The 25,275-nt window shown below is 43.0% G+C and carries 17 protein-coding genes; 9 read left to right on the forward strand and 8 right to left on the reverse strand.

What is annotated here, in order from left to right; all coding sequences use genetic code 11:
- Positions 1-408 precede the first annotated feature (408 nt).
- The 5 genes from NSS82_RS19405 to NSS82_RS19425 all read left to right on the forward strand — a co-directional run bounded on the left by NSS82_RS19405 (position 409) and on the right by NSS82_RS19425 (position 9,573).
- A complete protein-coding gene (locus NSS82_RS19405; protein ID WP_076273916.1) occupies positions 409-1,197 on the forward strand; it encodes a MerR family transcriptional regulator in 789 nt (262 codons plus the stop codon).
- The gene (locus tag NSS82_RS19410; RefSeq protein ID WP_076273917.1) at positions 1,194-1,871 is read left to right on the forward strand and encodes a GNAT family N-acetyltransferase; all 678 of its coding nucleotides are present in this window, start codon (positions 1,194-1,196) and stop codon (positions 1,869-1,871) included. Before NSS82_RS19405 ends, NSS82_RS19410 begins: the two co-directional genes overlap by 4 nt.
- On the forward strand, positions 1,855-2,862 hold the full coding sequence (locus tag NSS82_RS19415; protein ID WP_076273918.1) for an alpha/beta hydrolase family protein: 1,008 nt from the start codon (positions 1,855-1,857) through the stop codon (positions 2,860-2,862). The genes NSS82_RS19410 and NSS82_RS19415 overlap by 17 nt, the downstream gene beginning before the upstream one ends.
- Positions 2,863-3,051: 189 nt before the next feature.
- Positions 3,052-3,186, forward strand: coding sequence for a hypothetical protein (locus NSS82_RS19420; protein ID WP_340961099.1), 135 nt, complete (start codon positions 3,052-3,054; stop codon positions 3,184-3,186).
- Positions 3,187-3,699: 513 nt separating this feature from the next.
- Positions 3,700-9,573 carry a bacterial Ig-like domain-containing protein gene (locus NSS82_RS19425; protein WP_076272678.1) on the forward strand — a complete coding sequence of 1,958 codons (5,874 nt, stop codon included), beginning with the start codon at positions 3,700-3,702 and terminating at the stop codon, positions 9,571-9,573.
- Positions 9,574-9,651: 78 nt separating this feature from the next.
- Here the strand turns inward: NSS82_RS19425 and NSS82_RS19430 are convergent, their stop codons facing one another.
- On the reverse strand, positions 9,652-10,431 hold the full coding sequence (locus tag NSS82_RS19430; RefSeq protein ID WP_076098974.1) for a helix-turn-helix transcriptional regulator: 780 nt from the start codon (positions 10,429-10,431) through the stop codon (positions 9,652-9,654).
- Between the two features lie 120 nt (positions 10,432-10,551).
- Between NSS82_RS19430 and NSS82_RS19435 the strand changes: the two genes are divergently transcribed.
- Positions 10,552-12,468, forward strand: coding sequence for a right-handed parallel beta-helix repeat-containing protein (locus NSS82_RS19435; protein WP_076272679.1), 1,917 nt, complete (start codon positions 10,552-10,554; stop codon positions 12,466-12,468).
- Between the two features lie 54 nt (positions 12,469-12,522).
- On the opposite strand, the gene NSS82_RS19440 is transcribed toward NSS82_RS19435, so the two are convergent.
- Positions 12,523-12,942 carry a hypothetical protein gene (locus tag NSS82_RS19440; RefSeq protein ID WP_076272680.1) on the reverse strand — a complete coding sequence of 140 codons (420 nt, stop codon included), beginning with the start codon at positions 12,940-12,942 and terminating at the stop codon, positions 12,523-12,525.
- Positions 12,943-13,239: 297 nt separating this feature from the next.
- Here NSS82_RS19440 and NSS82_RS19445 point away from each other — a divergent pair, with 297 nt between their 5' ends.
- On the forward strand, positions 13,240-14,070 hold the full coding sequence (locus NSS82_RS19445; protein ID WP_076098972.1) for a MerR family transcriptional regulator: 831 nt from the start codon (positions 13,240-13,242) through the stop codon (positions 14,068-14,070).
- A 13-nt stretch (positions 14,071-14,083) separates the two neighbouring features.
- On the forward strand, positions 14,084-15,109 hold the full coding sequence (locus NSS82_RS19450; RefSeq protein ID WP_038571710.1) for a serine hydrolase domain-containing protein: 1,026 nt from the start codon (positions 14,084-14,086) through the stop codon (positions 15,107-15,109).
- 81 nt (positions 15,110-15,190) lie between these two features.
- On the opposite strand, the gene NSS82_RS19455 is transcribed toward NSS82_RS19450, so the two are convergent.
- Together NSS82_RS19455 and NSS82_RS19460 are read right to left on the reverse strand one after the other, a co-directional pair.
- On the reverse strand, positions 15,191-15,580 hold the full coding sequence (locus tag NSS82_RS19455; RefSeq protein WP_076225205.1) for a hypothetical protein: 390 nt from the start codon (positions 15,578-15,580) through the stop codon (positions 15,191-15,193).
- A 131-nt stretch (positions 15,581-15,711) separates the two neighbouring features.
- Positions 15,712-17,457, reverse strand: a complete 1,746-nt coding sequence (locus NSS82_RS19460) for a glycoside hydrolase family 35 protein (RefSeq protein WP_076272681.1) — start codon at positions 17,455-17,457, stop codon at positions 15,712-15,714.
- A gap of 154 nt (positions 17,458-17,611) precedes the next feature.
- On the opposite strand from NSS82_RS19460, the gene NSS82_RS19465 reads away from it, so the two are divergent.
- Positions 17,612-19,066, forward strand: a complete 1,455-nt coding sequence (locus tag NSS82_RS19465) for a sulfatase family protein (protein WP_076272682.1) — start codon at positions 17,612-17,614, stop codon at positions 19,064-19,066.
- Positions 19,067-19,138: 72 nt separating this feature from the next.
- On the opposite strand, the gene NSS82_RS19470 is transcribed toward NSS82_RS19465, so the two are convergent.
- From NSS82_RS19470 to NSS82_RS19485, 4 genes are all read right to left on the reverse strand, one after another.
- Complete coding sequence (locus NSS82_RS19470) at positions 19,139-20,638, reverse strand: arylsulfatase (protein WP_076146426.1); 1,500 nt, start codon at positions 20,636-20,638, stop codon at positions 19,139-19,141.
- 15 nt (positions 20,639-20,653) lie between these two features.
- Positions 20,654-22,549: a family 20 glycosylhydrolase gene (locus NSS82_RS19475; protein ID WP_341109893.1), complete on the reverse strand. Its 1,896-nt coding sequence runs from the start codon at positions 22,547-22,549 to the stop codon at positions 20,654-20,656.
- A gap of 121 nt (positions 22,550-22,670) precedes the next feature.
- The gene (locus NSS82_RS19480) at positions 22,671-24,302 is read right to left on the reverse strand and encodes an extracellular solute-binding protein (RefSeq protein WP_076129725.1); all 1,632 of its coding nucleotides are present in this window, start codon (positions 24,300-24,302) and stop codon (positions 22,671-22,673) included.
- A gap of 57 nt (positions 24,303-24,359) precedes the next feature.
- Positions 24,360-25,259: a carbohydrate ABC transporter permease gene (locus tag NSS82_RS19485; protein WP_051491567.1), complete on the reverse strand. Its 900-nt coding sequence runs from the start codon at positions 25,257-25,259 to the stop codon at positions 24,360-24,362.
- Between the last annotated feature and the right edge of the window lie 16 nt (positions 25,260-25,275).

A 25,275-nucleotide genomic window follows, 5' to 3' on the forward strand; every position in this document is an offset into this window, starting at 1 on the left:
TATTTCCCAATTATCTTCGTTTTCGCCACGCTATCGGACTCAGTTGCAACTATATGCTCATAACCACCCCATTTTGAGTCGATTTGCAGCTAATAAGAGCTATGCAGTCCCTAACTTTTGGAATACGAGCGGAAATGTACGAATAGCTGCATTACGGTCCGTAATGGCAACTCTAAGGTCATACCAGCAAGGCTCATACAAAAAAATGATCATGAATCTAATCCGTTGCACCCCCGCATTGTCCTTCCAAAATCTAAGTCTTTTTCAATACCACCCATTACTATTACTAATCATTATTTAGAAAAAAAGTGCTCTGCTTATCCCGTATTTTAATCGACGCTTGACCTTAGGTCTGACCTAAGGTTTATAGTTATTTTATCAAATAACTTACAGTTAGGAGCACCGCCCTTGAATCCGTACCTTACAATTGGAGAACTATCAAAACTTATGAATGTATCTATCCACCAGATTCGATATTTTGAAGAAAAAGAAATCCTGTTTCCATCCTATATAGACAATAATCAGTACCGGATGTACGGCATCGATGAGATCTATCAATTGGCACATATCCTGTTGCTCCGCAAATTAAACATCCCTGTCAGTACCATTAACCAAAGTATGAATAAATCCGCAACGAATGACTACCAACAGCTGTTAGAGAAATCGCTAAACAAAATCAACTCAGAAATAAACCAATTAATAATGCTGCAACAATTTATACAAAAGGTACTAAAAGAACATGCAGATTATGGCAACATGGAGGGGGATTATCAAATTAAACATGTGGACAATCGTTATCTGAAAAAGTGGTTGGTGCTAGAGGATAACGAAACACTAACTGCGCGAAGTTTATATGAAAAAAGACCGCAGAACCATCATTTATTTGAAACAGATTTGCATTATGTATACGATTCTGAACAAGTAACCTTATGCTTTGAAACCATTGAAACCACTCCCGCCCCTGACATTTTTTTAGAAAAAGGGTGCTATCTCTATAAAGCATTTTTTGTAACAGACGATCAGGATGTAGATCATGAAATTGCCAAGCTGGAACACTTTTTAAATGGGCATCACTACATGGTATTGGGACCAATCATCATTCTGGAAAAATCGTACCTATCCATGTTTAACAACGACAAGCTTCATTATGAGCTTCAAATTCAAATCGAGCATGCCCTAGATGATACTACTAAATGAGTACAAACGAGGTTATCATCGCCCATTACCAGGAACAAGATCGTGAGGCTGTAAGCAGGCTATTGGTAGATGCATTTCACGGGAAATTTCACTCTCTCCTCTCTCTCGAGGACAATGAAATTGCTGATCTACTTATAAGACTTTGGGAACAAGATTCTACTTCCTTATCATCTAAACAAATAATCGCTTATGAAAACGGAGAAGTGGTTGGCACTATCTACTTAAAATGGCAGGATACGCTCTCCCTTAAAAAAGGATCAATTAAACCACTGAATCGGGCTCCCTTTTTGCAGCTATTCAAGAAATTTAGATACTTAAATGTTTGTAAGTTAATCCTTGGGTTATATTTTTTGGATTATCAACCTAGAGCAAAAGAGTGTTATGTGGCTCATTTGGCTGTTCGGTCCAGTCACCGTAATAAGGGAATTGGCAAAGAGTTGCTGGGTTGGGCGGCGGATTTTGTAAACAGTCATTCTGAGGTTGAAAAATTAACGCTACATGTTGCTAACAAGAATAAACGAGCCATTAATATGTACCAGCAGTTGAACTTTGAGATCCATAAATCTAACTATAGCGCGGTAAGACATTTACTTTTTAAAGAGCCTATTTGGCATTACATGACAAGAAAAACATCGCTACAATCTGGGGGATCAATGAATGAAAAAGAAAATTAAGCTAACTGTCTGGATGATTACCATTTCGTTGTTAATTGCAGCGGTCTTGTTCGTACTACAGCAACATTCTTTCTCAATGACTGAGCAAAAAATTGAAATTGATACGCCTCAAGGTCAACTAACAGGAACCTTAGTTCTGCCCGAAAGCTACTCTGGAACCGTCGGACTGGTAGTTTTTGTTCATGGGGATGGCCCAGTTAATGATACTTACGATGATGGATATAAACCTTTGTGGGAAAAGCTCGCCTCTGCCGGATATGCTTCCTTATCTCTTAACAAACCAGGTATTGGGGGTTCCTCAGGGAACTGGCTAGAGCAAAGCATGGAGGATAGAGCACAAGAAACTATATATGCGATTAACTGGGCTAAAGCCTTACCTATGATTGATGCTCAAGCTATTGGTTTGTGGGGAGCAAGTCAGGCGGGCTGGGTGATTCCCAAGATTGCTAAAAAAGTGCCTGATCTCGCCTTCAGTATTCTTGTATCCCCCGCCATTCAATGGATTTCTCAAGGACAATACAATACCAGACAAGAGATGATTTTAGAAGGTTTTTCGGAAAAGGAGATAAAAAAGAGAGAAGATTATAACGCGCAAATCCTACTGCTACTTAAGGAACAGGCGTCATATGAAAGTTACTTGCGAATTGCACAATCGGACGATTTAATTTCCAAAGAAAAATGGGGTTTTTTCTCTAAAAATTATCAGTCAGATGCGAGTGAGGATTTAAAAAACTTCACTACTCCTGTCCACTTAGTTCTTGGCGGGCAAGATATAAATGTAGATGTTGAGGAAACCGAACGTATTTACCGTGAAAAAATCCCTAAAAACCTACTCTCCGTCTTCTATCTTCCTGATGCTGATCACTCTATGCTCTCAAAAAAGAATGCCTCATCACCATTAAGAACATATTTGACCGCAGTCTTTTTCCCACGACATATTGTTGTTGAGCAATATTTAGATGATTTGGTTCACTTTGTAAGCCAGTTTTAATCTGTTTGCCATCCATTAATACACTCTCGCCAGTTGAACTCCCTACGTTCGGACCGTATAGCCCCTATTTGCCAATTATCTTCGATTTCACCACGCTATCGGACTCAGTTGCAGCTATTTACTCAAAAGCACCCCTCAGATACACTTTTTCAGCTCAATAAGAGCTATACAGTCCGAAACTCAGGGAAAATGAGCGAATTAGCTGAAATAGCTGCATTACGGTCCGTAACGGCAACCGCGGAAGGAATTACCCACAGCCAAGCCCGTATTTTGGCTTTGATTTTTCCAGAAACTAAGCATTTTGTAGAATACCTAAGTCTGTAACCACTCAGCTCCCTACGTTCTGACCGTACAGCCCTTATTTGTTGAATTTCCTCGTTTTCGCCACGCTATCGGACTCCGTTGCAGCTATTTACTCAAAAGCACCCCTCAGATACACTTTTTCAGCTCAATAAGAGCTATACAGTCCGAAACTCAGGGAAAATGAGCGAATTAGCAGAAATAGCTGCATTAGGGTCCGTAACGACAACCGCGGAAGTAATTTGGGCTCAAAAGGTCACGGACTTCCACTGCGAACGTACTTATCGGCAGTTTCGGCGCCCGTAACCACCACGCCAGCGTGCTAACCACCAACACCAAGCTCCGAAAACTCCACATAAGTAGCAGAAGCAAAGGCATAAACCGGGTGTCATTAACTCAGATTCTCCCTCTCCTACTGCATAAACAGCGTTATATGGCGTATTGATTATAGCTGTACGCTTTAGTGATAACGTATAATTTCGGATGATCAAGCTTAGCTTTGGTCAAAATCGATCATATAAGGAGAGGTTTTAATCATTGAGAAAACAACAACGTTTGTTAGCCATGCTCGTAACCTTCCTGCTTTTGTGCTCCTCTTTTCCGTTATCGATGTTTGCAGAGGAAGCACCTGATCCTTATGAAGGAATGATTAACATTCAAAGTGAATGGCAAGGCAGCGTATTTGGTGATGTTGGGGGGCAAGACAAGATTACTGCAGCCAACTTTGGCATTACGGAGAACACGGATGGATCAGCTACACTGCGAAGCTCGAATGATAGAGGCAAAGTATCGGGCAGCACGGAAGGTATCGCTTATTACTTTAAAGAGGTTGATCCAAGTGTTAATTTTGAGTTGAAGGCAACGGCTCACGTGGATGCTTGGACAGCCAATAACCAAGTTTCCTTCGGAATAATGCTGCGCGGCAATGTGTGGGATAACCAATTCGGAGCCTACTCTGGAGATTACGTCGGCGTGGGTGCTTTGGATCAAGAAATGAAAGCGTTTCACAAATTGCAAAATACAAGCCTACAGAAACTTGGGTACGTGTTTGATAACGTTAATCGCCCTGCCCAAGGAGAGAATTACGAATTAAGCATCAAAAAGACCGGAAATCTGTATATTGTCCGCATCGGCAATGAAACCAAAACGATCGAAAGCTTTGACGGCTCCATTCAATATGCGGGCCTTTACACCGCTAGAAATACTACGGTTACGTTCCGTAATATTCAATTCAGTCAAGAAGGTCAAATCGAGTTAGGACCTTGGGGCTTCAGCGCCTTCGGAGGCAACACTAGTCCAACTAAGAACCCCGAGCCTATAATTGAAAGTCCAACCTCTGTAACGATGACGACTTACGGCGGCAAAATCTCCAGCAGCGATGAGGGAATATCTTTTTATTCGAAAGAGATTCCTGTGGATGCGAACTTTGAACTGAAAGCGACCGCTTCAGTGATTGCTTTTAATAGCAATAGCACTGTCAGCACACCTAACCAGAAATCCTTCGGTCTTATGCTCCGCGACAGTATTAGGACGAACGGAGATACAAGCACAACCACTTCTAACTTTGCGGCGGTGGGTGCTTTGGATCAGGTAATGAAAGGTTTTTATAAAAAAGACACCCAAGTGAAGTTAAATCCTTTTAGCGATATCCAAGCCCCGTCCGCAGGAGCTGTATATTCGCTAAGTATTAAAAAATCAGGAGATACTTATCGATTAAGTGTGGGTGATCAGACCGAAATCATAACACTGGACGATACGTTCACAGATACTCTTTTTGCCGGAATCTATGTAGCTAGAGATGCAACTGTTACTTTCAGTGACATAGACATCCAGCTTGAATCCAAAATCGTAACCAGCTTAACCGCTGATACCAGCGCAATGACGAAAACCACTTATCTGGTTGGTGAATCCCTTGATTTGACTGGATTAGTCGTTAAGGCTATTTTTTCTGATGAGAGTGAGGCCGTTTTGTCTTCTACGGATTATATTGTTACAGGCTTTGATAGCAGCAAGGTTGGAGAAAATATCATAACCATTAACTACAACGGTGCTTTCGTGAGCATTCCTTTGCAAATCGTTCCATTATCTATGACCTCATTATCAGTGAAGTATTATCCAGCTAAAACCGTATATTATCCAGGGGATACCTTCGATCCAGAAGGTCTTGTTCTTGTTGCCAATTATAACGACGGCTTCCTGACCAAAGAACTGACCAGTGATCTTTATTCCCTCTCCATTAACGGACAACCGGTCAGCGATTTATTACCGTATCTATTTACGCAATCAGGCTCCACAGCGGTATCCGTTACTTCAACAGAGGCGCCGGCAATCACAACGACCTTTAATGTGGAAGTAAAAGCAGCGACGTTATCCGCTTTAGAAATTCGAAATGAACCTAAACAAGCACTCTACTATATCGGTGACTCCCTCAAACTAGAAGGACTTGTGGTTTATGCTCATTACAGTGATGGTACACAGATTCGGCTGTTGAACAATGAATACAAAGTCTCTCCTCTCGACACCACGACATCTGGCGATAAAAAAATCACAATTGCGCATAAAGGCTTAATAACCTTTTTTCAAGTTAAGGTCAACGTTAAAAAACTAGTAGGCATCGAAGTCACCAGCTATCCTAAAATTACCTTTTTTATTAACGACAACTTTGACAGCAAAAATCTGCTCGTATCCAAAGTGTATGATAATTCAGATAGAGAGAAGCTAAACAGCTATACGCTCGACACTTCCAAGTTCGACAATCAGGCAGCTGGATTGTATGAAATTGGTATACTCCCTACCGATTCTTCTATTAAGCCCATTACGTATTCCGTTACAGTAAAAGAAAAGATGGATCCCGTTTGGAAAAGCATTCAATTCGGTCAGTCCACTTCAGCTGCTAACAATCAGACGATTGTCAACGAGGATGGATCCGCCCAGCTGATCGCTTTGGAAGGCGGCGGTAAAGTCACCGAAGATCATGACGGCATTACCTTCTATTACACCGAGCTAGATGCTTCGGAAGATAATTTCGTGCTGTCTGCGGATGTCCAAGTGTTGGCTTTTGCAAAAAATCCATATGACGGGCAAGAATCTTTTGGCATTATGGCACGTGACGTCATCGGCACACAAGGAAATTCTAGCGTCTTTGCATCCAATATAGCTGCCCTCGGTGGTTATAGCGGCGGGACGAAAAGCGATCTGGGCACACAGCTTTTTGTCCGCACTGGAGTTGAAAAAACGGATGGGACTGGCAGTAAAGGGATTCAAACCATCATGCTTCAAAAAGAACGTCCGGCACCTGCCAATACTGTTCCTGCAGCACCTTACCATTTAACGTTAGCAAAGACGAATAGTGGTTTTACAGGACAGCTCAATAATGGCCAGCAAGCTATTCATTTCACACCAGACATTCTTAGCGTACAGGATTCAAAAATGTACGTCGGATTCTATGCCGCTCGTTTAGCCACAATTAATGTAAGCAATATTCAATTAACAGTCACTTCAGCAGCTACAGATTCTCCTAAAAAAGAACCACCTGCGATTCCCGTCACACCTAGCTTAAATATTCTTTCACTAAGTAAAACTTCAGATCCAGCTTACCAAATGATTGTACGCTCTAATGTCAACGGAACGGTGACGTTGAAGCAAGGTTCTACGATCATCGCTCAGGATATCGAGGCAATAGCTGGTAAACGTCTTTCTATTCCCACGAGACTTCTTGATCAAGGAGATACGAACTTTAGTATTACTTTTTTACCAGATGATACTCAGTATTTGACCTCTTATGAGAAGATTATCAGCAACTTTACCGTCACCCTAAAAAGTTATAACGAAGATGATGAGATCTACGTATCGCCCACCGGATCAAGCTCCGGAGATGGAACGATCAATCTCCCACTTGATATCGATACTGCGATTGATTTCGTTAAGCCAGGTCAGCATATTATTGTGCTTGAGGGTCGTTATGTGCGGAAATCACCACTTGAGATTAAAAAGTACAATGATGGTAAAGCCTCCGCCAAAAAGTATATAGAAGCAGCACCAGGAGCAAGACCTATCTTTGATTTTGACAAAAAAACAGAAGGCGTTCTCTTGAGCGGAAACTATTGGCATGTGAAGGGACTTGATTTCACTCGCTCAGCTGGGAATACCAAGGGCTTTACAGTGGGAGGCAATTATAACATCGTTGAAAATAGCCGTTTCTATGCGAATGGTGACACTGGTCTACAAATCAGCCGAACAGATGGTACCGCGATAGAACTCAGTGAATGGCCTTCCTACAACTTAATTCTCAACAGTACCTCTTTCGACAACCGTGATCCATCCGACAATAATGCCGATGGCTTTGCGGCAAAATTGACTGCGGGTGTTGGTAATATTTTTAGAGGTTGTCTGGCGCATAACAATATCGACGATGGCTGGGACTTATATACGAAAGCAGGCTCAGGAGCGATAGGTTCAGTGCTGATTGAGCACAGCGCCGCCTTCAACAATGGGTTCTTAACAGACGGAACCGTAGGTGCCGGTGATAAAAATGGCTTCAAGCTTGGTGGCGAAGGCATTCATGTCACACATACCATTCGCGATTCAATCGCCTTTGGTAATGGCGCTTATGGTTTTACAAGCAATAGTAATCCAGGTGTGATCGCCATCAACAACATCGGATTTAACAATATGCGTGGTAATATAAGCTTCACCACTTATGATCACATTACTGCTGACTTTACGATTGACGGTTTCTTATCTTACCGAACTGCCAACATTGCAAAAGACCAATATCCAGCTTCTTTAGCTGCGGACAATAATTTCATGTTTGACGGTACGCGATCGGCGAATAAATCAGGTTTAGAACTGACCGATTCTAACTTTGTCAGCTTAAATCCTGTAGTCAATTACTCTCGGGATGCCGACGGGAATATAATCTGGGGCGATTTCTTGAAGTTCATTCCTTTTGATGGACCGGAACCAAGTCCGACGGCTTCTCCAAGTCCGACGGCTTCTCCGAGTCCGACCGCTTCTCCGAGCCCGACGGCTTCTCCGAGTCCGACTGTTTCTCCGAGCCCGACGGCTTCTCCGAGCCCGACGGCTTCTCCGAGTCCGACTATTTCTCCGAGTCCGACTATTTCTCCGAGCCCGACGGCTTCTCCGAGTCCGACGGCTTCTCCAAGTCCGACGGCTGCCCCGAGCTCAGGCAGTTCCGGATCATCGGTTGGAGATTCGGCCACTACTATACTCCATTTGGACGGTAGCGTAAGGATTGAGATACCTACTACTATGAATGGAGGAAAAACTAGTGCGATATTGACTGAATCTTCATTACAAAAGATTATCGCTTTAGCCAAACCTAATTCTGCAGGCCATAAAATCCTAAGAATTCAGCTTGCAGAGGAACAATCGTCAGATGATAGCTCATTTGAAGTCACTCTCCCTGCCGCTGCATTTCTTGTTGGAACTTCCACATTGCAGCTTGAGATCAATACAACACTAGCTACCTTTGTACTTCCGGATAATCTATTCCCGGCGAAGACACTGGACAATGTGAAGACAGTTACTTTGCTCCTCAAATCTGTCGATACAACAGGAAGTTTAAAGAAGCGATTGGGTGAACGTTTGCTTATTGATTACGAGCTACTTTTGGATGGTACAACAGTTCAATTAGAGAGCTTAAATTCAGCCATACAAATTGGGCTTCCTTATCTAGAAGCTGTACCTCCATTGAACAACACCTTTATTGTAGTGTGGAACGTCAATGAGTACGGAGTCATCCAACCGGTATTAGGCGGGAATTATGATTCAGATAAGAAGCAAGCTATTTTCTCAACAACAAATTCATCTGGACAATACGCCGCCGTTTACAATCACAAAACGTTCAGGGATATAACAGATTCTCATTGGGCGAAGTTTATTGTAGAAGTACTAACATCAAAAGGTGTCATTAATGGTGTAACGGAAACAGAGTTTAGACCCGAACAGACTATTACACGTGCAGATTTCGCACTTTTATTAGTTAGAGCTTTAGGTCTATCCGCAGCAGAAGGAAATAGCTTTGCTGATGTGTCACCTAACGATTATTTTTATGAGGGACTTATGACTGCTCAGAAATTAGGGGTCGTTACGGGCCAAACCGACGGTCTTTACCACCCTCATGATTCCATCTCCAGACAAGAGATGTTTGTTATGGCAGCTAGGGCATTGAAGGCTGCAGAGGTATGGAAATCGAATACGACCTCTTCCTCTGCATTAGACGGCTACACTGACCATAATCAAATTTCTAATTATGCGGCAAATGATATTGCGGCGCTGGTATCAGCAGGTCTCATTAAAGGAGACTCTCAGCAGCAGCTTACACCAACTGCCCATTCCACACGTGCCGAAGCAGCCATGCTGATTTACAGAATTATGATGCAACAATAAAAAAAGAAGAACTCCAAGACCACTATACTCGTGGTTTTGGAGTTCTTTTTATCCTCTTCCCTACCCTCTTAAAGTCTTCTAGTTCATTTTCTTATCAGGCGGATTGGAAACCCGATACCCTTTCGGCGATTGATGGGTGATTTTCTGAAAATTCCGATGAAATGACCGTAAGTTGCTATAGCCGCAAAGGTTGGCGACTTCACCAATAGTCACATTCGAGTTTTTTAATATATAACATGCGTGTGAGATCCGATAGTGATTCAAGTAATCTGTGAAGGGTATTTTCATCAGCTGGACAAACAGCTTTGATAAATACGGGTAATCATATTGCAGATGTTTTGCTACAGCTTTTAATGTGCAATCGGCAGAATAATTTTGTTCTACAAAAAGCAGGATTTTATAGAGCACCTTTGTTTGCGGGGACTGTTTGACCGGAGCAAATGATGTCTGACAGATCAACTCCGCGCATACACCATACAGGAAACTTTTCTGGCTATAAATCGAATCCAGCTTTGAACAATCAGGTTCATTCACAGCATGGAGGACATTGTCAGTTGGAATAAAGCTTTTATAATTCATGTGAAAATCACCTATCAATTCTGTGGAAAAAAGGATCACCATAATCTCCGAAAAATCAATCGTCTCAAATTCATGCATCTGATTAGGAAAAATAAAAACCAGATCATTTTTCTGCACCTGATAGCTTTTCCCGTCAATGGTGATAGATAACTGCCCGTCGTTGACATAAATAATCTCAAATGCCCGATGAAAATGAAGTGGAAAATGATAGTTTTTCAAGGGAATGAGTTTAAAGTAATCTTTTTCGCCGACACCATGTTTTTCAAAAAAGGGCCACAAGTAGATTCTCCTTCACGAAAACACTAATTTTGTCTTAAAGTGTACTATATAAAGTATAGAATTAACAACGTTATTTCCTATAATATTGGATAAAGTCAACCAAGCGGAGGTTATAGGACAATGGAATATCACGTATCAAAAACTGGTTCAGATCAAGGTCAAGGTACTCAACATGATCCTTTTTTAACCATCAATAAAGCGGCTTCAGCAGCTGTGGCTGGGGATAAGGTTATCGTTCATGAAGGGATATATCGCGAATGGGTAAAACCGAGATACAAAGGATTAAGCGAACAAAGAAGAATTATTTATCAAGCCGCTGAAGACGAGCAGGTTGTCATAAAAGGCTCTGAACATATACAAGATTGGCAGCAGGTTGAGAATCATATTTGGAAAGTGATCTTGCCGAACACGTTTTTTGGCAGCTTTAATCCGTATGTTGAGGAAGTGTCTGGCGATTGGCTCGTCACTATAGAGGAGACAAGACACTTAGGCGATGTATATCTAAATGGCATGTCTTTTTATGAGGTCAGTCAGTATGATCAACTGGCAGCTCCCGTCGAAAAGCTGGAGTTCAAGGATCTCTGGACACATGAGATGGTTCCGGTCCAAAATCCAAAACAGACGACCTATGTTTGGTTTGCCAAAGTAAGCCCTGACCACACCACGATTTACGCTAATTTCCAAGGTGCCAACCCGAACAAAGAACTGGTAGAAATCAATGTACGCAGATCTTGTTTCTACCCTGAAGAAACCGGGATTGATTATATTACTGTAAAAGGTTTTGAAATGGCGCATGCGGCAACACCTTGGGCACCTCCAACGGCAGACCAGCCCGGACTGCTGGGCACTAACTGGAGCAAAGGCTGGATTATTGAAAATAATATCATTCACGATGCCAAATGCAGCGCTATCAGTATCGGCAAAGAAGCTTCCACAGGCCATAATTACCGTACCATTCGAAAAGACAAACCCGGATATCAATATCAGCTTGAATCCGTCTTTACTGCTGAGCGTCAGGGCTGGAGCAAAGAATCGATCGGTTCACATCTTATCCGCCATAATACCATTTATGATTGCGGCCAAAATGCCATCGTCGGCCACTTAGGTTGTATTTTCAGCGAAATTCATCATAACCATATTTACAACATTGCGATAAAACGGGAATTCTGGGGCCACGAAATTGCCGGGATCAAGCTTCACGCACCGATCGATACTCACATCCACCATAACCGGATTCACGATTGTACTTTAGGTTTATGGCTGGATTGGCAGACCCAAGGGACAAGAATCAGTAAAAATCTGTTCTATCAAAATCACCGGGATTTGTTTATAGAAGTAAGCCATGGCCCCTACATTGTTGACCATAATATCTTGACAGCTAAACATGCTTTGGAGAATGTAGCCCAAGGTGGAGCCTATATCAACAATCTGATCGGCGGCAGGATGGTTCATCGTAAGGTACTAAACCGGTCCACGCAATATCATCTTCCGCATAGTACAAAAATTGCCGGTTTCTCACTTATTTATGGTGGGGACGATCGGTTCTACAACAATATCATTGTTGGAAAAGACGGATGGACAGGCGTGGGAACATCACATTTCAATAACTACACCACCTCTTTGGCGGAGTATATCGAGAATGTCCATAAGTTACACGGTGATCTTGAGGAGTTTGAACTCGTTGAACAGCCTATGTTCATTAATAACAACGCTTATTTAAACGGTGCTGAGCCTTTCGAAAGAGAGAATGTAAAGCTGGTTGAGGAAAGCTTTGATCCAGACTTCTTTATTGTAGATCAAGGAGATGAAGGATTCCTTTCTATTGATCTGCCTGAAAGCTTCGTTAACTTCTTAGGTGAGGTACATTCAACTGAGACTTTGCCGCGGGTGCGCATCGTGGATGCCGAGTTTGAGAATCCGGATGGCAGCAATATAATTCTGGATACAGATTTTCTGGATAACAAGAAAGAGAATAAAAGCACTTTAGGACCTCTTACACTTTTGAATAAGGGCAAAAATTATATTAAAGTGTGGTGATCGGTAAAGCAGGTGGCTAGTCCACCTGCTTTTTCATTGCTATAATTGAGTCTGCTATTTAATATCCTTAATCTTTTGAATAGATACTTCGTTTTGTTCTATTAGGATCTGATATTCAACAATCTCTCCTGCTTTAAATTCTTCCTTAAATTCTTTACTGACCGAGTAATTATCTTTCGGATTGAGTGTAACCTTAAATAAATGCTTTCCATTATCTATGGGGAACTTTGCTACCCCACCATGCTTAATATTACTGTCGATCAAAGAGTTAATTTGAACGTCATTTCCTTCATCAACGGTAACAACTACACTTTTTAAAAATAACGGACTGTTATTCGTAATCAGCAAGTTATATTCTTGATCATCAGTTACATCTACATCTGTATTATTGGATATATCGGCATTGTTTTTTTCGCAACCCAATAACAGGACGATAAACAAAACGAATAAAGATACGTATTTTTTTCTAGACAAAATGTTCTCCTCTCCATTCCTATAATCTTTTCTTGTGAAAATCTTAACATGTTCTAGAAGTTTTATGGGAAATATTTGAAGGCTTTAGCTAAAATGATACACTCTAATAAATAAGGGTAGCCCCGTTGGCTACTCCTTTCTGAATGGCCATTTACCTATATATTGTCGTAACCTTGGAATCGGTTCACTATTTTGCTGTTGACTTTGACCTTAGGGTAAGGTGTTAAGTAGATCTAGAACCAAACATCGATGTTTTAGCTTGGAAGCTTAATTCAAACGAAAAAAGGAGATGACTTTTTGCTGTCGATTGGAGAATTCTCGAAGATATGCGAAGTTTCTACGAAGACGCTTCGATATTATGATGAGATCGGATTAATTCATCCCGATGAGATTAACCCTGAGAACGGTTATAGGTATTACTCCATCAAACAACTTAAAAAAATGCTTTTTATCAATCGTCTAAAAGCTTATTATTTCTCGCTGGAAGAAATCAGAGACATTTTGCAATGGGAACAGGATCATTCAGAAGAGAAGCTCTACTCAGCCCTTAATCTCAAGAAAAAAGAAATACAGGAGAAAATAAGTACTTATGAATACACCTTAAAACAAATCAATAGTGATGTATTAAATTTGGAGAAAGGTATCCCCATGATGTCCTACCTGAATGAGATAAAAGTAGAGCTTGTTGAAACTCAGCCTATGAATATTCTTTTTACGCGTCAGATGTTGAGCAGTGATGACTATGCGCTAGGTTATGGACATTATTTTAGCGGGCTATATGAAAAAATCGCCACTGAAAAACTCACTTTGCTCGGTACGCCAATAACAATTTATCACAGCCATGAATATAATCCAGCCGGAAATGATACAGAGTTTGCTCTCCCCATAAAAGAGGTTGTAAAAGGTACAAGAGATTTGCCTGATGCTCTTTGTGCGAGATCTGTTCTTAAAGGCGCCTATTCAGAATTGACCTCGGTCTATGCAAAGCTGAGAGAATGGATAGAAAATGAAGGTTATGAAATGGTGAATTCGCCCTATGAAATATATGTAACGGACCCGATACAAGCCGCTGTGCCTGAGGATCTGGTTACCGAGGTCTATTTTCCAGTAAAGAAAAAAAATTCATAAAGGAGTTACTTTCATGCTCAAAAACAATTATCCAACTTCAGATTGGCAAATCTCAGCCCCCGCAAACTTGGGAATGGATGCTGATTTGCTTTCAGAACTAGAATCAAGGATCAAATCCGAGTATAGCAATATCAACGGGATTGTTGTGATAAGAAGTGGAACTATCGCTTATGAAAAATATTATAATGGCGCTGGCCCGAATGACACACATCATGTGGCCTCTGTAACAAAAAGTATCATATCCGCGCTCATAGGCATTGCCATAGATGCTGGCTTTATTAACAATGCAGATCAAAAGGTACTGGAGTTTTTCCCGGACTATGTTCCAAACGCTGCTCAAGATCCGCAAAAACAAGAAATCACCTTGCACCATCTCCTTACGATGACCGCACCTTATGCTTTTGCAGATTGGCACGAACCGCTGGAGCAAATGTGTATGCAGCCTGACTGGGTAAAATATACGCTGGATATGCTAGGCCAACAAGGAACAATTGGGGATTTCAAATATTCTACCGCTGGAGCACATCTGCTTTCTGCCATCATCACGCGCAGCACTGGACAAAGTGCCCGTGAGTTCGCCAACGAACGTTTATTTAAACCTATCGGAATGAATGAAATCCCGGATTATGAGATGAGCTCATTTGGGTTCGATGATTTGTTTGGGGTAAATGTGAAGGGGTGGGTGGAAGACCCAAATCGTATCACCACAGGAGGATGGGGACTTACGTTGTCTCCACGCGATATGGCGCGTTTTGGTTTATTATATTTGAACCGTGGACAATGGGAGCAAAATCAGATCATTTCGGAGACATGGATTGAGGAATCAACAGCGATGAACCCTAATCATTACGGTTACTTGTGGTGGCTACGCGAAGAAGACGGGGTTTACACCTACTCAGCGTTAGGTGATGGTGGTAATGTCATTTGCTGCATTCCAGAAAAGGATCTTGTCGTAACCATCGCCTCAGAATTCACACTTCAGCCTCGTGACCGCTGGCCTCTGATTAAGGAGTGTATTATTCCGTCTGTAGTAGAGTAAAGAAGATAAAAAACATGCTGGTTGCCCCTTCATTCACAACTAGGAGAGCAACCAGCTGTCTACACTCTAAATCATATTGCTTCAAGGAAAAATAATATCACCTTCGTTGCTGCTTACATCAAAAAATCCAACTTTATGTTTTATAGCCAACTCCCGCATCGCCGTATAAGCTTCGTCAGCTACGGAATACGCAAAAGCCGCATAGATGACGGATGAGCCAAGCGAGTAGTCAGTTAACCGGTTATCCGTTCCGGCTTCCTCCATCGCCTCAAAAATCTCGTCCTCTACATTCATATTAGGAAATTGCTCAGACAACTCACTATAAAAGCGTTGCAGCGCCTCCGATAAAACCGATGGATCGTTATAGGCATGGTCTTCCGACCACTGCACTTGCTGCTCATACCACTCCATAAACGTTGCTCTCTCTTGCGGTGCTTTAGACGTCTCAAATGCCATCAAATCATAGCTCATTTAAAATCCTCCTCTAACCCACCCTAATCGTGCATTTTCAGTTCCTATAAATTGTTGGGCTGTCTTGATTATATATTAAAAATCATCAGACCCGTACTATAGAATCATGATACTTACTCAACCGTTAAATATCATGTGAGCTCCGGTGTATCTACAAAAGTAACCACTGGCTCCATTACGCCATGTAGTTCGAATAAGATAAGCTCGTTATCACCTTGACGCAGAAGCGGCGCTGGTAAGTATAGTGTTTTAGTTGGACCCTGCTCCCAGTAGCGCCCTAAATTAAAGCCGTTTATGAAAACCTGACCTTTACTCCATCCGTCCAGCCGCAAAAAAGTATCCTCAGACTTACTGACTTGAAAGCTCCCCCGGTAAAAAGTAGGCTGCTGACGTTGCTCGCAATCTATCGGTGTGAATGATAATCCCTTAAGATTGGTTAAAGGCAAAGAATGAATGGTCCAATCATGCAGGAATTGATAGCCGAGTCTAACGCCACAGGTTATGCCTTTTGGATCACAAAGCAGCGGGCCATAATTTACACGCCCCATATTCTCCACAAGGATGTCGATCTGCAGTCCCTCCGTTGGAACCTCTAATGGAATTCCTCGCGGATCCCAGCGTTCAACTGTACCGACAAAGGCCCCATTCGCGAATACAAGCGCACGATCACGTACTTCTTGAAGGACGAGCTCCATACTGCTGCGGGGTCCACTGATCCTCGTCGAATATAAGATGAACCCATGATTCTGACCCAGTTTCTCCATTGGCTCGGGACATGCTCTATGTTCTGGGGTAGACAAAACGTCTAACTGAGTGAACAGTGGTGCTGCTTCTGTCATCAACACTTTACCATAAGCTTGTGACTTTAATAACGGCGGTAATTCCAGTGGCGGTAACGTTACGTATTTCTCAATCATTTTTCGTGCTGCATAGAATTTTGCAGTTGGCTTACCGGATTCGTCCAGCAGCGTATCATAATCGTAGCTGGTTACGATGGGCTCATATTTGTCAAAAAGATTTGCCCCATTCATAAATCCAAAATTCGTCCCCCCATGGAACATATAGAAGTTAACAGAGGCTCCTAAAGCCAGCATTTCATCCAAAGTCTCCGCTACTTCAGATTCGGGGCGTGTATTATGCGGTTTCATCCAGTGGTCAAACCATCCATTCCAGAATTCCATACACATCAACGGTCCCGTAGGCTGATATTCACGTAGTTTAGCAAAGGCTTCCTTTGCCCGTGAACCAAAATTCACAGTGGCGAACACTCCGTCAATCATACCGCCTTGGAGCATATGATCTTCAGCTCCATCTGAAGTAAACAGCAGAACGTCCATGCCGCGGGCGATCATTCCTGCTTTTAGATCATTCAGGTAAGTCTTATCACTACCAAAGCTTCCATATTCGTTCTCTACTTGAAGGGCAAGCACAGGCCCACCGTTAGTGCTTAACAAGGGCCGCAGACGTGGAAGCAACTCATCGAAATAGGCATCCAACTTAGATAAATAGACGTTATCATTACAACGCAGTTGTATGTTATTGTCCGCAAGTAACCAAGCTGGCAATCCACCGAATTCCCATTCCGCACAAATATAAGGACTTGGCCGCAAAATCACGTGCAAACCAAGCTCTCCGGCAAGTCTAACGAAAGCCTCGATGTCAGCAAATCCAGCAAAATTGAAGTTCCCCTCCTCTGGTTCGTGTAAATTCCAAGGAATATAGGTTTCAACAGTATTCAATCCACAAGCCTTCAGCTTCAGCAAACGATCCTGCCAATATTCCGGAACGATCCGGAAATAATGAAGCGCACCAGAAAGCAACCGGATGGGTTGTTCGTCCAATATAAAATGATCCCCTGATATGGATAACTTCCGCATATAATTTCTCCTCCAACATTGAGATAGACTATTTAATTATAGGTAATAAAAATATCAACCCATATGGACGATTCTAATGAAATATATGGAGAATTCATTGGTTGCTAGGGGCTTTTGTGATGCTATACACTATATTCATAGGGGGTTATTACGGATGTCAAAAAGAACTCATATTTGGTTAATTACCACAGATCAAATGCGCGCAGACGCACTAGGTATCGAAAACGCTTCCGTACTGACACCTGAACTTGACCAGCTTGCTTCGGAAGGCACACTCTTCACTGGCGCTTACTGCGCTAGTCCCGTTTGCACGCCTTCACGTTCTTCCATTTTTACAGGCAGGTATCCGCATGTTCATGGTGCCTGGAACATCGGTACCACACTCAGAGAAGACGAACTTACCTTATGCGATCATTTAAAGAAAGCGGATTATGAAACCATCGGTATAGGAAAGATGCATTTCCGCCCTCAGATGAAGGGGAACTTTTCACAAGAATATGAAGAGCCTGCTTATCGTGACCGCGGAAGAGCTTCCGATGGAACGTACTACGGATTTGATGAACATCATATTACGGAAGATAATTGTATCGGGGAATATATGGAGTGGCTTAGACAGCGTAACCCTGAAGTGGCAGAGCGTTTCAGCAAGGACCATTACAGAGCTTCTAATGCTCAAAACGATGTGTGGGAGAGCGAACTCCCTCCGGAGCTGCATCAGACTTATTGGATTGCTGAACGGAGTATCGATGCTATCCTCGCCCACAAAACCGAGCAACCGCTATTTTTATGGACCAGTTTCGTCGATCCACATCACCCCTTTGACCCTCCAAAAGCTTACGCGGATATGTACGCTGACACTGACATTCCATCTCCAGCCAGAGAAACAGATGACGTGCATCTTCGTCCTCCACATCTGCTGCGTCAGAGTCAGGGAGGATATTGGCCTGGTGGCGGTGAGGAGCATTCTCTTGATGAAGCGCATATGAAACGGCTCACCCGAAATTATTATGCGATGATTACCTTCATTGATGCGCAGATCGGACGTATTATAAAAGCTTGGCGTCAAAAAGAAATGTACGATGATGTAGTCATCCTCTTTACCAGCGATCATGGAGAACTGCTCGGTGACCATGGACTAATTTACAAGGGGCCGTGGTTTTATGAAGGGTTAACACGAATCCCGATGATCGTACGCGGTCCTGGGATTGCTTCCGGGCAACGGGTCCCTGCTTTGATGGAACATGTTGATATTGTCCCCACACTGCTTGCAGCCGCAGGTCTCAAAACTCCCTACGGAATTCAAGGTGTGTCACAGATGGAGGTGCTGGCTGGAAGAGAGTCCCATGTGCGCAATTCTGCCCTGACCGCTTATATTGCTCATGACCGCGGCATTAACGCTAAGTGTTTGCGTACAACACGTTATAAGCTGGTGATTTTCGCAGGTGAGACCTACGGCGAATTGTATGATTTGAAAGAGGATCCTCATGAAAACTCCAATCGTTTTGAAGATCCCGATTATAGTGATATTCGCCATTCGATGGTTGAATTGCTCGTCCATCGAATGATTCAAGATCAGGACCCTTTGCCTGAACGCCGGAGTAGCTGGTAAATTCACTAACCTTTCTTTATATCCGTAACAGACGTAGGGCAACCTGTGAGTTCTGGTTGCCCTATGTTATGATTATTTCCCCAATTGGGATGCCTTTAGAATATGAGATATTGGGCGTCCGGCAATCCATTCGCCGTTGTTTACAAACCCTTCCTCTCGTCCCTCCAGCTCGTGAATAAGACGCTCTCTCCACTCTTTTATACGCTCAAATTTATCAGTACAGCCTATCGCATTAATCTTCTCTGAGGGGTCTGCCGCTAGATCAAAATACTGCTCTTCCCCTGTCTGAGAATACCAAATAAATTTCTCTCTTCCATCCGTTAAGAAGTGGTGGGACTTTTCTCCATAGGCTTGTTCCCCATGAATATAAGATCGCCATAATGTCTGATCTCCCCTGCACAGCGGCAACACACTTTGCCCTTCTACTGGAACTGGTATTTGGACGCCAGCAGCTTCAAGAAATGTGGGCATAATATCGCGAAGCTCTACAATGGAATCAGGCCGGGAGCCTGCAAGAAGTCCAAGCGTTTCTCCCGGATCAAACACTATGAAAGGAATCTTAGCACTTCCTTCATAAGGAAGAGATTTGCGGAAGTAATGGTGATCCCCCATCATTTCACCATGATCAGAAGTAAATAGAATCAAAGTTTCATTTAAAACTCCATACTCCTGCAGCCCATTGATCAACCTCCCAATTTGGTCGTCAAGATGCGTAATTAGCGCGTAATACGCCGCACGGGCACGATCCAATCTGCGCTTTGGCAAATTAGTGAACGAAGAAGTTGGATCCTTAGCTCCGTTTAAGGCCGCACTCTCGTCCACCCAGTCTCCGATTGGAGGATCGGGAAATTCCAAGTCCTTGTACATATCTAGATAACATTGTGGCGGATCCAATGGGGAATGCGGGCGAACGAAGGAAGACCATAAGAAAAATGGTTTCCCAGGGTCCCTTCTTCGCAAAAAGTCTAGCGACTCGGTCACGCACCAATTCGTGGGATGCATCGCTTCCGGCAAGTGCCAGGGGCGGGCAACCGTTGAGGCGTTGCAATCAAGGCCTAAATCAGTGATATCCGAGTTAGCATTAGTTTGTCTTCGCAGCCACTGCAAATAATCATCCACTTGATCATAGTGTTCATCCTGTAACGTTTTGCTCTTATCCCGATTGTAGTGAAGATATCCATCATGAAGCACCACATTATGGAATCCACATAGATTACGTGCAGGATACACATGCATCTTGCCAACACACTGCGTATGATAACCAGCTTGAGCAAGCTCTCCGGCAATCGTATGGGCGTAATTCCATTCAACCTTATCCCGATAACCAACCCGCCCATGTGATCTTTGCCCCATTCCTGTCATGATAGCAGCCCTGGCGGGAATACAACTGGGGGTAGCCGAGTAAGCGTGCTCAAATAAGATCCCCCTTGATGCCAGAGCGTCCAGGTTGGGTGTCTCAACGACGGGATGTCCCATAATGCTCAGGCAATCAAAACGCATCTGATCTACGGTGATAAGCAAAAGGTTGGGCTGCTTTGTGCCCTTTTGATGGTCCAGATTAGTATCAATCATAACCTCACCCCCTCCTTAAACCCCAGCGATCACGGATGGTGTTGCAATCGTGTGCCATAAATTCGCACTTATCGTCCTGGGGTCGCCCTCGTCAACAAGACCGTCGAACGTCAGAAGCTCCTCTTCTAATTCAGCAATCTGCTCCACGTTCCCTTCGACATAACGATTGATTCGATGAATCGCCGTTCTGATTCTCTCAAGCATTCCTCCCATACGAAGATCAAAAACATCAAGACCAAATACCTTATTTTCCAGCTCCCATTGCACTCGATAGTCGTCCATGAATTGTCTGGCCAAATCAGATAATTGTGGCAAAGTCACCTTGGCAAAGTGAGCCAATTCCTCTAAATTCCCCCGATGATAAGCGTCGCGTATAGAAATCCCGATTTCGCTCTTTATTTCGAGCAAGCGACACAAGCTGGCTTGTACAGAGAATAAGGATTGCCAAGGCGAATTGCGAGTAATCGCCTGTTCGAGCTTTTCTGCACTTTGCTGATAATGCTTCGAATACGCGTTAGGAATAACATGTCGATCAAACAAACCACACAAAATATCTTGATAAAGCAAGTATTTAGCCGGATTGATAGAACATCCCCCCGGAGCCGAATTACCCGGAACCAGGTTGGCCGCATCAAGTGCCATAAAGTCATCATAATTGCCTTGCACACAGCTGCTGAATCTTTCTTTGACATAGTTCTCCACGAAACATCCCGTGTAGCTCAGCTCCGCCCAAAGTTGAAGGGTAGGAAGAACCGAGAAAACGGAAGCTTCAGCGCCATTATCTCCCCATGCGGTAATCAACACTTCTTGAATTCCATGCTTAACACAGCTATCATGAGCCAGCAGACTGACATGGCGACTGAATTCATTGTTTGGCGCGAAGCCCATCCATTTCCAAGCACCACCTGCAAATCCAATATGATCATTCAGCTGCTTATGTTTGCTTAACATCCCGTCGTATTTCTCCTGCGTTTCCGAATAATAATCCCAGTAGATCAAGGTAACATCTTCAGGAATCAGCTTTACAATATCAGGGCTAATTGGACTTTCGGCATCGTAATATTCTCCGGAACTGGCCAGACGGAAAAACATGTCGCTCCACATCATCGTCTGGAAACCATATTTTCTGGCGATCTCCATAACAGTGCTAAAGTGTTTTAACATTAATGAAGATCGATCCTGATACCCATGCTTATCCAGGTATTTACCAAGTCCCATCATATGAGCTTCGTCCATCCCGATATTTATGCGGCGACTGCTTACATGAGCCGACATAAAAGCAAACATTCGATCAATTAACTCATAAGTTCTGGGATCATCAATAAGGAGAATATCCTGGAAATCCACAAGCGGTGCATGTGCCTGCCATTTCAATGCTTGGCCGAGATGGGCCAGGGTCTGAATACAAGGAACCAGTTCTATGCCAAATAACGCGGCATACTGATCCAGCTCCCAAATTTGATCTCCAGTATATCGGCCTCGCAAATAGCCGAAATAAGGGTATCCCTCCAGTTCGTAGGTGTCTTCCGAATACAACTGAACCGTTGAATATCCCATAAGCGCTAAACGCCGGATCAATTCCTTATATCCTTGATAGTTAAGAACCGCATTTCGCGAACAGTCTACCATGAAGCCTAACTGTTCATAAACCGGCCGTTCATTAATTTCAACTCGTTCTCCACGGCGTACGTTCTCAAGAAATCGGCTGAGTGCCCGGATCAACTGATGTTCCTGTCCATACGCAATGGTGACCTGAGCCTCATCGTAAGATATTCGAAAGCCCTTCCCTTGCTTAATACAATTCACTGGTATCCCTGAGCGTTCCATTCGTATACTCAATATTCCCGCTACTTCTGAAACTGCTGCTAACTGTTTCTCGGTTAACCCGGTCAAGTGAATGCTAAGTTTCATAAACTTTACCCTCCCAATCTTATAAGTATGCGGTCAGTAGCGCCGCACCGTCTAAGCCATACTTCAAATAATTAAACGGAAGATCCGGGCTACTTCCGCCCGGATCTTCTCTATCCATCCATTATTCAATACCTTGTTCCTTGGCCTTCTCATTTACTTCCTCTATCATTTTATCAAGGCCTTTAGCCTTATAATCGTTCACAATGCTATTCCAGTAACTCTCAACGGGTTCTTTGGAAAGCATGATCTTAAGCAAATCATCATGGTCAAGCACAGTAAATTTATCCTTTGTTGGGGTGGACATATAAGTTAACCGAATGTCGTATTCTGGCACCTTTGTATTGTTCTGAATCCAGTCGATGTAATCGACAGCTTCTTTGCGGATTCCTTCGTTAGCAATCGTCGGGTTATCCATGTTATAGCTATCTGAAGTTTCATAAGCTACCAAATTCTTCAGAAATCTGCTAGCTGGATACTTCTCATTTAACGAACCCTTTTCAATGACAACCTTCTGCCCATTTTCGAGCTTATAATCTACACCTTCGATGCCATAAGTCAACAGATCCTTGCCTTCAGGAGACAACACATAATCATAGAGTGCCATGATGCGATCCATCTTTTTATCGTCAATCTTATTGCTGAAATAGCTTTCTGACCAGTATGTTTTAAAGATAGCGTGTGAACGTTCACCATCAGGACCGATAAGCGGCTTGAGCGCCTTCACGCTCTCCGTCATATCCTTATCCGGATAAGCTGTTTTCCAGCGTTTTTCATACATATCGCTATTTAAATTTATGAAACCTCCACCGCTCAGGAGAGCAGCTGCTTTGCCTGCTACGAAATTGTCATAGGACTCTGCTGGTTTAACAAGCGCGATGTCTGGATCGATCAATCCTTTTTCGTACATATTCTTCATGTTTTGCAGCGCTGGCAGCGCATTTTTAGAGAATACAGCAGGGATAAATTTCCCATCCTCTTTGATCCATTTAAAATCACTGCCGCTTCCATCACTAGTAGCAACCGGGTTGCCATACAACCAGAAGAATCCGCCCAGCATCTTGGTAGTTGTCGTCGTAAGACCAGTAACATGCTTGCCTTCCGGATCCGACTTTACGATTGCATCAAGCATAGCTTCAAACTCTTCCCATGTCTCTGGTTCTTTGGTGATCCCAGCCTTTTGAGCAAGATCCCAACGATAGAAGACCATACGATCCAGTGCGCTCCAATCGACACTCGGGAACATCCGGCGAGGCACAGTATAATACTTTCCATCCACTCCTAATCCTTTAATATCTGGCGATTCGAAGTATTTTGCAAGATTTGGATACTTTGAAAGATCCGGGAGCGCTTTGACAACGCCTTGATTCACCCATTTGCGCTGATATTGTGTACCTACGGCGTCGATCGCGAAAATGTCTGGCAATTGGCCGGAAGCGGCCCACATTTGAATCTTCTGGGTATAGTCATCCCAAGACAAATTGACAGGTTTTAGTGTGATGTTAAATTTCTCCAATACTTGTTTAGCAATCGGGTCCTTTTCGATGTTAGCAATCTCGGCATCTGCATCCCAAAACCCAAGAGAAATAGTCATTGGATCCTTGTAAGGATTATCCGTAGAGTTAGAAGAATTCGGAGATGTTTCACCGTTTGAACCAGCCTGCCCTTTGCCGTTATTGCCTCCACCGCAAGCCGTGAGTACTGAAGCCAACAAAGTTATACATAATGCCAATGTCATTATTTTCTTTCTATGCATGCTTGAAACCTCCCTTTATACTATTTTAGGATAGAATCAATCTATTTAAAATCTTTCTTATCCTTTTATTGAACCCACCATAATGCCTTTATTAAAATGCTTCTGCAGGAACGGATAAACAACAATAATCGGAATACTCGAAACTACAATCGCTGCCATTTGAAGTGCAGGTGTGTAGACCTTTCCCGTCTGCTCCTGCTCGGCCATCGTTTGTGCCATTTGGCTTAGCAAGGAATTCGAAGTAATAAGTGTCTCCCGTAGATAAATCTGAAGGGGTGCTTTTGCCGCGTCACTGATAAAAATTAATGCATACCACCATTCATTCCATCTTTCCACAGCATAGAACAAAGCAAAAGTCGCCATGAATGGAGCAGAAATTGGAATAATGATTTTGAAAAGAATGTACAGATCATTCGCCCCATCCAGCTTAGCCGATTCTTCCAAGCTTTCTGGAATGGTATTGAAATAGTTTTTCATAATGATTAGATAAAACGTATTGAGACCCGCAGGGATGATCATGACGAGTATATTGTTTACGAATCCTAGATCTTTAACGACTAAGTAAAAAGGAATTAAACCGCCATTGAAAAACATAGTGAACAAGATCAAGCTAAGCATTATGTTTCTGCCGGGCATACCCCGCTTGGATAATGCGTAAGCTCCCGCCACAGAGATTGTCATGCTGAACAACACGCCAACCACTGTTACGATGACAGAATTAAAGATGGAAGTCCAAAACTTCATATCCTGAAGCAAAAGCTTGTAAGCGGACAGGTCAAACGAAAGCGGAAAAATATAAAAGTCGCTTTTACTAATCGCTTCGAACTTTGCCACAGAGATAATAAGAACATTATAGAAGGGAAAAAATGTTACTATTGCTAGGAGCCCCAGCACCACGAATGCGACGATATCGAAAACACTCCACTTTTTTCTCTTTTTAACCGTTATGTCGGTCACTTGCTTCTCCCCTTTT

The sequence above is a fragment of the Paenibacillus sp. FSL H7-0735 genome (assembly GCF_038008505.1).
GTDB classification, from domain to species: domain Bacteria; phylum Bacillota; class Bacilli; order Paenibacillales; family Paenibacillaceae; genus Paenibacillus_AQ; species Paenibacillus_AQ odorifer.